This is a genomic window from Xanthomonas chitinilytica (genome assembly GCF_026107455.2).
Classification (GTDB): Bacteria; Pseudomonadota; Gammaproteobacteria; order Xanthomonadales; family Xanthomonadaceae; genus Stenotrophomonas; species Stenotrophomonas chitinilytica.
Genome location: NZ_JAPCHY010000002.1, coordinates 73563 through 85666, shown reverse-complemented (window position 1 = coordinate 85666; position 12104 = coordinate 73563). Strand labels below are relative to the sequence as shown.

Genomic DNA, 12104 nt, shown 5'->3' with positions numbered 1-12104 from the left:
GCGATGAGCCGCGCCCTGTCCGCGCCGCGACCGACCGCCCAGGCCCTGTGGGCCGGCCGTCTGCCGCTGCCCGGGCAGCTGGCGGCGCTGGGCACCGTGCTGTGCCTGTACCGGCCCGGCGGCAGCGAACTGGGCGGTTGGCGGCACGCGGTGTCGGCGCATGCCTGCCAGGGCGTGGACAGCGAAGGCATCCGCGAGAGCGTGTGCTTCGTCGACGAGCGCCAGCACTGCTGCTGGCGCCTGTACCTGCTGCCCGACAGCGACTTCCTGGCCTGGGACCGGCTGGTGTCGCAGTTGCCGACGCGGCCGGAACCGGCGAACGATGCCAACGTGGCCGAGCGGCTGTGGCGCCGGCTGGCGATGCGGCTGGGCGGCGATCCCTGGCGGATGTGCGCGCTGCGGCTGCACGCCACCGACGGTGGGCAGGGGGTGGCGGCCAGCCTGGCCTCGCTGTCGTCGCTGGGGGCGACCACCGCCCGCCGCATCGCGCGCCAGGAGGGCGCCGAGGGCGAACTGTGGATCGACGACTGCTGCTGCGCCGCCGCGGCCCGCCGCGCTCCGGCCCACGATACCGGCGAGGTGCCGCTGATACGCCTGTGAGTCCGAAGTCAACGAAGGATCGCCTGCCGCCACGGATGGCCTTGAATCCCCGCAAGCAACTCCCGAAGGAACCCCTCGATGAAACTCCAGACAGCCAGCGTGTTGCTGCTGATCGCCAGCAGCGGTGCGGTCCACGCCCAGCCCTCCGACCCGCAACGCGACCATGACGCCATCCTGGCGATGCAGGGCGAATACCTCGTCGATTTCGCCTTCGACGAGACGGTGCTGCTCAAGCCCGGCTACGAACGCGCGTCGGCGATGCGCAGCGGCGGCAACGAAGTGGTGATCGTGATCGAGGACAGCCCGGCGAAGATCGTGCTGCAGCACCTGCTGGTGGACGGCAAGAGCGGCCATGTCACCAAGCACTGGCGCCAGGACTGGGTGTACGAGGCGCCGACCCGCTTCGAGTTCAGCGCCGACCAGACCTGGCAGGTGCGGACGGTCCCGGCCGCGACCAATGCCGGCGCCTGGACCCAGTGCGTCTACGAGGTGAGCGACGCGCCGCGCTACTGCGGCACCGGCAGGTGGAGCTATGACAACGGCGTGGCGACCTGGACCAGCGACACCAGCTGGCGTCCGCTGCCGCGCCGCGAATACACCAAGCGCAGCGACTACAACGCGCTGGCGGTGGTCAACCGCCACACCCTGACCCCGAACGGCTGGACCCACGAACAGTTCAACACCAAGGTGCAGCGCAACGCCGACGGCACCCGGGAAGAGATCGCGCGCGAGTTCGGCTTCAACGACTACGTCAGGACCACCGAGGTGGACTTCAAGCCGGCCTACGACTACTGGGCCGCCACCGCCGGCTACTGGGCGAAGGTGCGCCAGCGCTGGGACGGCTTCCTGGGCCAGGCGCCGGGCGTGCACCTGAAGACCAGGCTCGACGGCATGGCGATGATCATCCCGCTGTTCACCCAGGCCCAGGACATCCAGGACGGCAAGCAGGTCAAGGACGGCGAGATCGACAAGGTGTTCGCGCAGTGGGTGGAAAAGGCGCCGGCCGAAGCCGCGCGCTGAACCTGCCCGCCGCGACGCGAGCGGGGAGGGCGCCACGGAGGGTGCCCGTTTTCGCGCAGGCCTCGTCGCCGGGTTGGATGCCGGCCTGTGGCTAGGGCCTTCCGTTTCCGGAGTTGCGGATAACGGCAGGTGCGGGCCACGCCCCGGCATCGCTCGCGGTGGACCCACGGTTGCATCCGCGCCCTGCGTGGCGCTCGCCCATGGCGTTGCCGATGGGCGTTCTTTTGGGTGGTATTTGGTTCGAAAAGCTCGCGACTGACGTCGCTCCTACAACGTCTCCCCGCCACCGGCAGGAGCGACGTCAGTCGCGACCGGGGGGAGCCAGGCAAGCGACCTTTCTGCATGCGGCCAGCCGGAACCAATGGCTGCCGGCCGCAGTGCGGTGCCTTGTCGATACCGTCGCCGCCCGGCAGCGCGATGGAATGGCCCAGGGCCGCGCAGCGCCACTCCTGGTGGCGGAATTTGTAGGAGCGACGTCAGTCGCGACCTTCCTGAGCAGAGACGAAGGCCGGCCGGAAATACGCCCCCTCGGATGGGAGCGAGAGCTGCTCTTCAATACATGCGGTCAGGCGCGGCCAGATGCGGCCATGGTTCCCGGCCGCGGTGCAAGGCATTGCCGATCCGGCCCACGCCGCTGCTGGCCGGCGGCGCGATGGAATCGCACCGGTCCCCCAGCTTGCGAAGGGCACGCCGCGCCTGCCGACGGCGGCCGGCCGCTATTCCTTGAACATCAGGAACGCCGCCGCCACGATCAGCGCGAACGCCGCCCAATGGTTCCACTTCAGCGGCTGCCCCAGGTAGGCGCTGGAGAACACCGCGAACACCAGCAGCGTGATCACCTCCTGCATGCCCTTGAGCTGCGGCGCCGAGTACACCGCGCTGCCCAGGCGGTTGCCGGGCACCTGCAGGCAGTATTCGAAGAAGGCGATGCCCCAGCTGACCAGCACCACGGTGACCAGCGGCGCGCTCTTGTACTTGAGGTGCCCGTACCAGGCGAAGGTCATGAAGATGTTGCTGGCGACCAGCAACAGGACCGGGTACAGGTAGCTGGAGAACGGAAGGCTGGGCATGGCGCGCGCATCGCCGGGAAGGGGCGCGCAGCATAGCGCCGCGCGCACCCCCCGGCTCAGGTCTCGCGCAATGCCAGCGCCGGTGGCGTGCGCAGGATGCGGCGGGTGCCCCACCAGCCGGCGCCGATGCTCAGCAGCACGCCGCCCAGGCCGCCGGCGAGCAGTGCCGGCCACGGTGGTGACAGCGCCAGCTCGAACGCCTGGCGCGCGACCAGTACGCCGATGCCCGCCGCCGCGGCCACCGCCAGCGATGCCGCCAGCAGCCCCAGCATGCCGAATTCCACCAGCACCGCACCGCGCAACTGCGTGCGGCGCGCGCCCAGGGTGCGCAGCACCGCGCTGTCGTAGCGACGCTCGCCGGCGGTGGCCTGCAGCGCCGCCAGCAGCACCAGCACCCCGGCCAACAGGCTGAAGCCCATCACCAGTTGCACCGCCTGGCCGACCCGGTCCACCACCTCGCGCACGCGGCCGAGGATGGCATCGATGTCCAGCAGCGAGATGTTGGGGTACTGCCGCGTCAGCGGCGCCAGCTGCGAGGCCTGCGCGGCCGGCAGGTGGAAGGCGGAGATCAGGTTGTACGGCGCATCGCCCACCGCGCCGGCATTGAGCAGCAGGAAGAAGTTGACCCGGAACGAATCCCAGTCCGCCTTGCGCAGGCTGGTGACGGTGAAGCTGCGCTGCTCGTCGCCCAGTTGCAGGGTCAGTTCGTCGCCCAGCTTCAGTCCGTAGCGCTGCGCCCAGCCTTCCTCCACCGAGGCTTCGGCGGCGGTGCTGTCCGCGGCCCAGAAGCGGCCGGCGGTCAGGGTGTTGGCGGCCGGGAAGTCGCGGCGCCAGGAGAAGTTGACCGGCCGCTCGCGGTCGTCGCCATCGTCGCCGGCATCCGGGTCGCGGCGCTGCGGCGGCTGCCGGTTGATCGCCAGCAGTTTGCCGGTGCTGAACGGCTCGACCTCGGCATCGCGCACGCCAAGGCCCTGCAGCGTGGACAGCACCGCTTCGGCCTGGTCGGGCTGGACGTTCATCAGGAAGTAGTTGGGCGTATCGGCCGGCAGCCGGTCGCGCCACTGGCCGAGCAGGCCCGGGCCGATCACCGCCAGCAGCAGCAAGGCGCACAACGACAGCGACAGGCCGACCAGCTGCACCACGCTCAGCGCGCGGCGCCGGCCCAGCGCGGCCAGTCCCAGCCGCCAGGAACCGCGCAGCCGGCCCTGCAACCGCCGCAGCAGCACCAGCAGCAGCGTGCCGGCCGCCGCGGCCAATGCCGCCAGCGCGGCCAGTCCGCCCAGCACCCAGGCCGCCAGCAGGCCGTCGCCGGTGGCCTGCACGGTCAGCGCCAGGGTCGCGGCCAGCGCCGCGGCATAGGCCAGCAGCGAGACCGGCGGCACCGCCGCGAAGCTGCGGTTGAGCACCCGCATCGGCGGCACGTCGCGCAGCCGCAGCAGCGGCGGCAGGCCGAAACCGAGCAGCAACAGCAGGCCGATGCCGGCGCCGGCCAGCGCCGGCGTCGCCTGCGGCAGCGGCAGGCGCTCGGGCACCAGGCTGCCCAGCGCCTGCACCAGCCCGGCCTGCGCCAGCATTCCCAGGGCGATGCCGAGCAGGCAGGCGGGCAGCGCCATCAGCAGCAGCTGCAAGGCCAGCGAGGAGAGGATGTCGCGCTGGCGCGCGCCCAGGCAGCGCAGCACCGCCACGTTGTCGATCCGGCGCAGCGCGAAGCGGTTGGCCGCCAGCGCGGTGGCCACGCCGGCCAGCAGTACCGCCAGCAGCGCGGCCAGCGACAGGAAACGGCCGGCCCGGTCGAAGGTGCCGCGCACGCCCTGCTGGGCGTCCTCGATGCCGGTCAGGCGGAAGCCGTTGGCGCGCGGCTGCAGCCAGTCGCGGAACGCCTCGACCTGCGCCGGCTCGCCGGCGAACAGCATCCGGTAGGCGGCGCGGCTGCCGGGGCCGAGCAGGCCGGCGGCATCGACATCTTCGCGGTTGACCAGCAGCGGCGGCGCCAGTTGCATGATCTCGCCGGAGGTATCCGGCTCGGCCAGCAGCACCTGGGTGACCCGCAGGCTGCCGGCACCGAATTCGATCGGGTCGCCGGGCTGCAGCTTGAGCGCCTCGAGCAGGCGCGGGTCGGCATAGGCTTCGCCCGGCGGCGGCACGCTGGCGACACCGGCTGCGGCGCCGGCCAGCCGCAGTTCGCCGCGCAGCGGGTAGCCGGCGCTCACCGCCTTGATCGTGGCCATCTGGCTTTCGTCGCCGTGGAACAGCACGCTGGGGAAGCTGACCATGCGGGTGCTGCGCAGGCCACGACGGGTGGCCTCCTCGGCATATTCGGCGGGGATGTCCTCGCGCCCGCGCAGGCCCAGGTCGCCGCCCAGCATTTCCGCGGCGCTGGAGGTCAGCGCCAGCGTGACCCGGTCCACCAGGGTGCCGACCGCCGTCATCACCGCCACGCCCAGCACCAGCGCGGCGAACACGGTGAGCAGGTCGCCGCCGAGGAACTCGCGGCGCACCGAGCGGATGGCGTGGCGCAGGATGTTCATGCGCCGGCATCCGCGGCGATGCGCTGCAGCCGGCCGCCGTCGAGGCGGTAGGCATGGGCGCAGCGGCGCGCCAGCTGCAGGTCGTGGGTGACCAGCACCAGGGTGGTGTCGCTGCCGGCGTTGAGGGCGAACAGCAGGTCGCTGATCTGGCGCCCGGTGGCCTGGTCGAGGCTGCCGGTGGGCTCGTCGGCGAACAGGATGCGCGGCCGCGCCACGAACGCGCGCGCCAGCGCCACGCGCTGCTGCTCGCCGCCGGACAGCTGGCGCGGGTAGTGGCGCGCGCGGGCTTCCAGCCCGACCGCGTGCAGCACCTCGCGCACCCGCTGCGGGTCCTCGCGCCCGGCCAGCTCCAGCGGCAGGGCGACGTTCTCCTCGGCGGTCAGCGCCGGCAGCAGGTGGAAGCTCTGGAACACGAAGCCGACCTCGCGTGCGCGCAGCGCGGCGCGGGCTTCCTCGTCCAGGCCATTGAGCTCGGCGCCGGCCAGGACGATGCGGCCGCGGCTGGGAAGGTCCAGCCCTGCCAGCAGGCCGAGCAGGGTAGTCTTGCCGGAGCCGGACGCGCCGACGATGGCCACGCTGTCGCCGTTGGCGATGCTCAGGTCGACGCTGTCGAGGATGTGGACCTCCCCCTCCGGTCCACGTGCGGATTTGCCGACGCCGCGCGCGTCGATGGCGATACCGGTTGCGGAGGGCAGACTGTCGATGGGAGGTTCTCCGATGCGTGCAAGGGGCCAAGCGGCCGCGATGCGGTGGTATGGATGGTGGCTGGCAGCATGGCTGCTGGTACCGCTGCTCGCCTGTGCCAAGAGTCCGGGCACCGAAAACACCGTGCTCGTGGTCGGCGACAGCCTCAGTGCGGCCCACAATATCCCGGCCGCGGCCGGCTGGGTCAGCCTGCTCGAGCAGCGGGTCAGGCAGCAGTTGGCCCCGGCCCCGGCCATCGTCAACGCCAGCGTCAGCGGCGAGACCACTTCCGGCGCGCTGACGCGGCTGCCGGGCCTGCTGGACAAGCACCGGCCGAAGGTGGTGGTGATCGAGCTGGGCGGCAACGACGCCCTGCGCGGGCTCAGCCCGGCGCAGCTGCGCGGCAACCTGGAGCGGATGATCGCGCTCAGCCGCGACAGCGGCGCGCGGGTGCTGCTGCTGGGGATCGACGTGCCGCCCAACTACGGCCCGGCCTACCGCGAGCGGCTGCGCCGGGTCTATGCCGACCTGGCCCGCGAGCACGACGTCGCATTGCTGCCGTTCCTGCTGGAGGGCGTGGCGCTGCAGCCGTCGCTGATGCAGGACGACGGCATCCACCCCACCGCCGCCGCGCAGCCGCGGCTGCTGGACAACGTGTGGCCGCTGCTCGGGCCCTTGCTGAAGGATTGAAAGACAGGCTTCACGTCTTCTCCACCATCGATCCGGCATGTTTCACAAAGCTGAAGAATGAGGGAACCCCATGCGACAGACAAAGGAAACGTCCGGCCTGGTGCTGGTGGTCGAGGACAACCGCAATATTTCCGAGATGATCGGCGAGTACCTGGAAGGTCGTGGCTTCGAAGTGGACTACGCCTGCGATGGCCTGGACGGCTACCGCCTGGCCGCGGAAAACAGCTACGACGTGGTGGTGCTGGACCTGATGCTTCCGCGGCTGGACGGTATCGAAGTCTGCCGCCGCCTGCGCAACGACGCGCGCAAGTCGACCCCGGTGCTGATGCTGACCGCGCGTGACACCCTCGACGACAAGCTCACCGGCCTGGGCTTCGGCGCCGACGACTACCTGACCAAGCCGTTCGCCATCCAGGAACTGGAAGCGCGGCTGCGCGCGCTGATCCGCCGCGAGCGCCGCCAGGTCGGCTCGGAAGTGCTGAAGGTGGCCGACCTGGTGCTGGACCCGGTGAGCATGCGCGCCACCCGCGCCGGCACCGAACTGCAGCTCTCGCCCATCGGCCTGCGCCTGCTGACCATCCTGATGCGCGAGTCGCCGCGGGTGGTCACCCGCCAGGAGATCGAGCGTGAGATCTGGGGCAACGGCCTGCCCGATTCGGACACCCTGCGCAGCCACCTGTACAACCTGCGCAAGATCATCGACAAGCCGTTCGACCGGCCGCTGCTGCACACCGTGCAGAGCGCGGGCTATCGCATCGCCGATATCGCCCAGCCGATGAATTGAACGCGGCCGCGATGGGGGGGCGCGGGAGCATGGCGCAGCGCGTCGATCCTGCCTGTGGGCGATGCCGGGCAGGGGGCGGAAAGTGCCTTTTTGCACGGTGGAATCACGATGGCCATTTCTATAATGGCCACGTCTCTCCACGGGTGCCGTAATGCCGCACGGGCTGCCGCGCAAGATCCGCATCGCCTTCCTGCTGCAGGGCGTGCTTGCCAGTCTGGCGATCCTGTTGGGCGGCTACCTGGTGTCGCTGGTGATCAAGCACAGCCTGATCAACACCGTGCTGAAGGAAGAGGCGACCTACTACTGGGGCCTGTACCAGGCCTCGCCGGTGCAGCCGCCGCCCAACACCCAGAACATCCGCGGCTACCTGCTGGAGCGCGGGCAGTCCAGCCTCAACCTGCCGGCCAACCTGCGTCCGCTCGAACCGGGATTCCACGAACTGCCCGATTCCGACCAACTGGTGCTGGTCGACCAGCGTCCGGCCGGGCGCCTGTACCTGGTGTTCCTGCGCTCGCAGGCCGAGCGCCTGGCGTTCTGGTTCGGCATCGTGCCGGTGCTGCTGATCCTGCTGGCGGTCTATGGCGTGTCGTGGATCACCTACCGTTCCTCGCGGCGGCTGGTGTCGCCGGTCAACTGGCTGGCCCGGCGCATCTCGCACTGGGACCCGCGCCATCCCGAGGCCGCCGACCTGGCGCCGGAGCGGCTGCCGGCCGACATGCAGGGCGAGACCCGGCAGTTGGCCGCCTCGTTGCATTCGCTGGCCACGCGCGTGACCGAGCACGTCTCGCGCGAACGCAACTTCACCCGCGACGCCAGCCATGAACTGCGCACGCCGCTGACGGTGATCCGGGTGGCCAGCGACATGGCGATGGGCGACCCGGAGCTGACGCCGCGGCTGCAGCGCGGGCTGCAGCGCATCCAGCGCGCCGGGCGCGACATGGAAGCGGTGATCGATGCCTTCCTGATCCTGGCGCGCGAATCGGACATCGAGCCGCAGAGCGAACTGTTCGAGGTCGCCGACGTGGTGCGCTACGAGGCCGACAACGCCCGCGAGCTGCTGGCCGGGCGGCCGGTGCAGCTGCACGTGCACGTCAACGGCCCCAGCCAGCTGCACGCGCCGCCGCGGGTGATGCAGGTGGTGGTCAGCAACCTGCTGCGCAACGCCTGCAGCTATACCGACGAGGGCCACATCGACGTCGAGGTCGCCGCCGACCGGGTGGTGATCCGCGATACCGGCATCGGCATGTCCGCCGACGCGCTGGCGCGGGTGTTCGAACCGTTCTTCCGCGCCGAACCCAGCCGCCCGCAGGGGACCGGGCTGGGGCTGTCGATCGTGCGCCGGCTGTGCGACCGCTTCGGCTGGCAGGTGCAGCTGAGCAGCGAGCCGGGACGCGGCACCGTGGCCACGGTGCGCTTCGCCTGAGACGGATACCTGCGGACGGCCGCGGAAGCCGGCCAGGGCCGTGATCCGGCGGGACGCGCGCCGGCTGCGGCGGGCGCTGCCGCGGACCCGTTGCGGGGCTGCGTGGAACGCGACCGGGAAAGCCGGGCAGGTTCCACGATTCGGCGAATGGCCGGGGCTTGTGGCAAAATTGCCGATCGCCTCCCACATCCGATCGCGCGATGACTGCCTGCCTCCGGTTGTTCCCGTTGTGCCCCCGCCGCGCCGTGGCCGGGGAATAAGCGTCCATGGCCGATCAACAGGGGCATCTGCCGCGCGGCCCGCGCCGCATCTTCAAGGCCGCGGTGTGGTCCTGGCAGGGCCTGCGCGCCGCCTGGCTGCACGAATCCTCGTTCCGGCTGGAGGTCTACCTGCTGGCCGTGCTGGCGCCAGTGGCGTTGTGGTTCGGCCAGAACGCGGTCGAGCGCGCGCTGCTGCTGGGCTCGCTGCTGCTGGTGCTGGCGATGGAGCTGGCCAACTCGGCCATCGAGGCGGTGATCGAGCGCTACGGCAGCGAATTCCATGAACTGGCCGGTCGCGCCAAGGACATGGGCTCGGCTGCGGTGTTCGTGCTGATGATGAACGCGCTGCTGTGCTGGGGCCTGATTCTGGTCCCGCGTTTTCTCTGAGCCCGGTGCGCCGCGCACCGGACTTGCCGGTTTTCCTGAAGGATTGAGTTCATGTCTCTCGAGTTTCTCGCCGACCCCAACGTCTGGTTGACCCTGTTCACGCTCAGCGCGCTGGAGATCGTGCTGGGCATCGACAACCTGGTGTTCATCTCGATCGCGGTCAGCCGCCTGCCGGAAGAGCGCCGTCCGTTCGCGCGCCGCCTGGGCATCGCCGTGGCCTGCATCACCCGCATCGCGCTGCTGGTGTCGCTGGCCTACCTGGCGCACATGCAGGCCAACCTGTTCAACATCGGCAGCATGGGCATCTCCATCCGCGACCTGGTGCTGATCGTCGGCGGCCTGTTCCTGCTGATCAAGGGCGGCAAGGAAATCCGCGAGCTGATCACCGGCGGCGAGGACGAGGACCCCACCACCACCAAGGCCTCGGCCGTGTTCGGCATGGTGATCCTGCAGATCGCGATCATCGACATCGTGTTCTCGCTGGATTCGGTGATCACCGCCGTCGGCATCGCCGAGCACATCCCGGTGATGGTGGCCGCGATCCTGCTGGCGGTGGCGGTGATGCTGCTGGCGGCCAACCCGCTGGGCCGCTTCATCGACGCCAACCCGACGGTGAAGATGCTGGCGCTGGCCTTCATCCTGCTGATCGGCGCGGTGCTGATCCTCGACGGTTTCGACGTGCACGTGCCCAAGCCGTACATCTATGCCGCGATGGGCTTCTCGGTGCTGGTCGAATGGCTGAACCTGCTGATGCGCCGTCGCGCGCTGGCCCACAACGTGCCGGGCGCCGGCAGCTGGTAAGCGCCGCCGCCGGGTGAACCGCAGGGCGACGGACCGCCCGCTTGGCGGCCGCCGTCCGGGCGATGGCCGCCGGGCAATGTAAGAATAGGGGCCCTGTCGTTGTCGGGCTGCAGCCACGCGCATGATTTACCTCCACCAGATCGACCCCATCGCCCTCTCGCTCGGACCGCTGCAGGTGCACTGGTACGGCGTGATGTACCTGCTCGGCTTCACCGCCGCCTGGTGGCTGGGGCGGCGGCGGATCCAGGCCGGCCGTCTGCCCGGCGTGGACATGAACGGCTTTTCCGACCTGCTGTTCTACTCGATGCTGGGCGTGGTGCTGGGCGGCCGCATCGGCTACATGCTGTTCTACGTCCCGGAACAGTTCCTGGCCGACCCGCGGATCCTGTTCAAGGTCTGGGAAGGCGGCATGAGCTTCCACGGCGGCCTGCTGGGCGTGCTGGCGGCATCGTGGTGGTGGTCGCGCAAGCGCGGGCTGCACTATTTCGACACCCTCGATTTCGTCGCGCCGCTGGTGCCGCTGGGGCTGGGCTTCGGCCGCCTGGGCAACTTCATCGGCGCCGAGCTGTGGGGCAAGTACACCCAGGCCGGCTGGGGCGTGATCTTCCCCAGCGGCCTGCCGGAGCCGCTGCGCAGCCTGGACGCGGCGGCCCTGCAGGCGCAGTACGCGGCCGGGGCGCTGGACCCGTACGCGCGCCATCCCTCGCAGCTGTACCAGGCCTTCCTGGAAGGGCTGACGATGTTCGTGGTGCTGTGGTGGTTCTCGTCGAAGCCGCGCCCGCGCTACGCGGTCGGCGGCCTGTTCGCGCTGCTCTATGGCGTGTTCCGTTTCGCCGTGGAATTCGTGCGCATGCCCGATGCGGACCTTGGCTACCTCGCCTTCGGCTGGTTGACGATGGGGCAGGTGCTGTCGCTGCCGCTGGTCGCGCTGGGGGTGTACATGCTGTGGAAGTCGCGCGGCGCGCCGACGCTGCGGCCGGCGGCTGCCGGGGACGCGGCATGAAGCCGTATCTGGAGCTGTTGCGCCACGTGCTCGAGCATGGCGCGGAGAAGTCCGACCGCACCGGTACCGGTACCCGCAGCGTGTTCGGCTGGCAGATGCGCTTCGATCTCAACGATGGCTTCCCGCTGGTCACCACCAAGAAGCTGCACCTGCGCTCGATCATCCATGAGCTGCTGTGGTTCCTGAAGGGCGATACCAACATCGCCTACCTGAAGGACAACAAGGTCAGCATCTGGGACGAATGGGCCGATGCCGACGGCAACCTCGGCCCGGTCTACGGCAAGCAGTGGCGCCGCTGGGCCACCGCCGACGGCCGCGAGATCGACCAGATGCAGTGGCTGGTGGAGGAGATCAAGCGCAACCCGGATTCGCGGCGGCTGGTGGTCAGCGCCTGGAACGTGGCCGACCTGCCGCAGATGGCGCTGATGCCGTGCCACAACCTGTTCCAGTTCTACGTGGTCGACGGCAGGCTCAGCTGCCAGCTCTACCAGCGCAGCGGCGACATCTTCCTCGGCGTGCCGTTCAACATCGCCAGCTACGCGTTGCTGACGCACATGGTGGCGCAGGCGACCGGGCTGGGCGTGGGCGATTTCGTGCATACGCTGGGCGATGCGCACCTGTACTCCAACCATTACGAGCAGGCGCGCGAACAGTTGACGCGCGCGCCGCGGCCGTTGCCGGCGCTGTGGTTGAACCCGGAGGTGACCGATCTGTTCGCCTTCGCCTTCGACGACATCCGCATCGACGGCTACGACCCGCACCCGGCGATCAAGGCGCCGGTGGCGGTGTAGGGCGGCTTTCCGGTATCGCCCGGCGGGGCATACGGCGCGGATACTGGCGCCGGGCACCTGGGA

At 70.1% G+C, this 12104-nt stretch carries 12 protein-coding genes; 9 read left to right on the top strand and 3 right to left on the bottom strand.

Features of this window, described 5'->3' with window-relative positions; translation table 11 throughout:
- Positions 1 to 3 precede the first annotated feature (3 nt).
- Together OK345_RS02545 and OK345_RS02540 are read left to right on the top strand one after the other, a co-directional pair.
- Positions 4 to 600 (top strand): Hemin transport protein, encoded by a 597-nt coding sequence (locus tag OK345_RS02545; RefSeq protein WP_265126339.1) that lies wholly within the window; start codon positions 4 to 6, stop codon positions 598 to 600.
- Between the two features lie 78 nt (positions 601 to 678).
- Complete coding sequence (locus OK345_RS02540; RefSeq protein WP_265126338.1) at positions 679 to 1620, top strand: DUF6607 family protein; 942 nt, start codon at positions 679 to 681, stop codon at positions 1618 to 1620.
- A 716-nt stretch (positions 1621 to 2336) separates the two neighbouring features.
- Here the strand turns inward: OK345_RS02540 and OK345_RS02535 are convergent.
- From OK345_RS02535 to OK345_RS02525, 3 genes are read right to left on the bottom strand one after another with little or no spacing between them, the layout of a single operon-like run.
- On the bottom strand, positions 2337 to 2690 hold the full coding sequence (locus OK345_RS02535; protein ID WP_265126337.1) for a DMT family protein: 354 nt from the start codon (positions 2688 to 2690) through the stop codon (positions 2337 to 2339).
- Positions 2691 to 2746: 56 nt separating this feature from the next.
- A complete protein-coding gene (locus tag OK345_RS02530; RefSeq protein WP_265126336.1) occupies positions 2747 to 5218 on the bottom strand; it encodes an ABC transporter permease in 2472 nt (823 codons plus the stop codon).
- A complete protein-coding gene (locus OK345_RS02525; RefSeq protein ID WP_306332084.1) occupies positions 5215 to 5922 on the bottom strand; it encodes an ABC transporter ATP-binding protein in 708 nt (235 codons plus the stop codon). The genes OK345_RS02530 and OK345_RS02525 overlap by 4 nt, the downstream gene beginning before the upstream one ends.
- On the opposite strand from OK345_RS02525, the gene OK345_RS02520 reads away from it, so the two are divergent.
- The 7 genes from OK345_RS02520 to OK345_RS02490 all read left to right on the top strand — a co-directional run bounded on the left by OK345_RS02520 (position 5888) and on the right by OK345_RS02490 (position 12041).
- Positions 5888 to 6592: an arylesterase gene (locus OK345_RS02520; protein WP_265126335.1), complete on the top strand. Its 705-nt coding sequence runs from the start codon at positions 5888 to 5890 to the stop codon at positions 6590 to 6592. The two genes, OK345_RS02525 and OK345_RS02520, sit on opposite strands and share 35 nt — an antisense overlap.
- A 70-nt stretch (positions 6593 to 6662) precedes the next feature.
- A complete protein-coding gene (locus OK345_RS02515) occupies positions 6663 to 7376 on the top strand; it encodes a response regulator transcription factor (RefSeq protein ID WP_265126334.1) in 714 nt (237 codons plus the stop codon).
- A gap of 151 nt (positions 7377 to 7527) precedes the next feature.
- Positions 7528 to 8799 (top strand): sensor histidine kinase, encoded by a 1272-nt coding sequence (locus OK345_RS02510; protein WP_265126333.1) that lies wholly within the window; start codon positions 7528 to 7530, stop codon positions 8797 to 8799.
- A gap of 266 nt (positions 8800 to 9065) precedes the next feature.
- Positions 9066 to 9446 carry a diacylglycerol kinase gene (locus tag OK345_RS02505; protein WP_265126332.1) on the top strand — a complete coding sequence of 127 codons (381 nt, stop codon included), beginning with the start codon at positions 9066 to 9068 and terminating at the stop codon, positions 9444 to 9446.
- A 51-nt stretch (positions 9447 to 9497) separates the two neighbouring features.
- Positions 9498 to 10247, top strand: coding sequence for a TerC family protein (locus OK345_RS02500; protein ID WP_265126331.1), 750 nt, complete (start codon positions 9498 to 9500; stop codon positions 10245 to 10247).
- A 121-nt stretch (positions 10248 to 10368) separates the two neighbouring features.
- Complete coding sequence (gene lgt, locus OK345_RS02495; RefSeq protein WP_265126330.1) at positions 10369 to 11250, top strand: prolipoprotein diacylglyceryl transferase; 882 nt, start codon at positions 10369 to 10371, stop codon at positions 11248 to 11250.
- On the top strand, positions 11247 to 12041 hold the full coding sequence (locus tag OK345_RS02490) for a thymidylate synthase (protein WP_265126329.1): 795 nt from the start codon (positions 11247 to 11249) through the stop codon (positions 12039 to 12041). Before lgt ends, OK345_RS02490 begins: the two co-directional genes overlap by 4 nt.
- The last annotated feature ends 63 nt before the right edge of the window (positions 12042 to 12104 follow it).

What these genes read in the sequence shown, in the direction of transcription:
- OK345_RS02510 (WP_265126333.1), top strand. Translation starts at nt 7,528, where the DNA reads ATGCCGCACGGGCTGCCGCGCAAGATCCGCATCGCCTTCCTGCTGCAG.
- OK345_RS02490 (WP_265126329.1), top strand. Translation starts at nt 11,247, where the DNA reads ATGAAGCCGTATCTGGAGCTGTTGCGCCACGTGCTCGAGCATGGCGCG.
- lgt (WP_265126330.1), top strand. Translation starts at nt 10,369, where the DNA reads ATGATTTACCTCCACCAGATCGACCCCATCGCCCTCTCGCTCGGACCG.
- OK345_RS02505 (WP_265126332.1), top strand. Translation starts at nt 9,066, where the DNA reads ATGGCCGATCAACAGGGGCATCTGCCGCGCGGCCCGCGCCGCATCTTC.
- OK345_RS02540 (WP_265126338.1), top strand. Translation starts at nt 679, where the DNA reads ATGAAACTCCAGACAGCCAGCGTGTTGCTGCTGATCGCCAGCAGCGGT.
- OK345_RS02520 (WP_265126335.1), top strand. Translation starts at nt 5,888, where the DNA reads ATGGCGATACCGGTTGCGGAGGGCAGACTGTCGATGGGAGGTTCTCCG.
- OK345_RS02530 (WP_265126336.1), bottom strand. Translation starts at nt 5,218, where the DNA reads ATGAACATCCTGCGCCACGCCATCCGCTCGGTGCGCCGCGAGTTCCTC.
- OK345_RS02500 (WP_265126331.1), top strand. Translation starts at nt 9,498, where the DNA reads ATGTCTCTCGAGTTTCTCGCCGACCCCAACGTCTGGTTGACCCTGTTC.
- OK345_RS02515 (WP_265126334.1), top strand. Translation starts at nt 6,663, where the DNA reads ATGCGACAGACAAAGGAAACGTCCGGCCTGGTGCTGGTGGTCGAGGAC.
- OK345_RS02535 (WP_265126337.1), bottom strand. Translation starts at nt 2,690, where the DNA reads ATGCCCAGCCTTCCGTTCTCCAGCTACCTGTACCCGGTCCTGTTGCTG.
- OK345_RS02545 (WP_265126339.1), top strand. Translation starts at nt 4, where the DNA reads ATGAGCCGCGCCCTGTCCGCGCCGCGACCGACCGCCCAGGCCCTGTGG.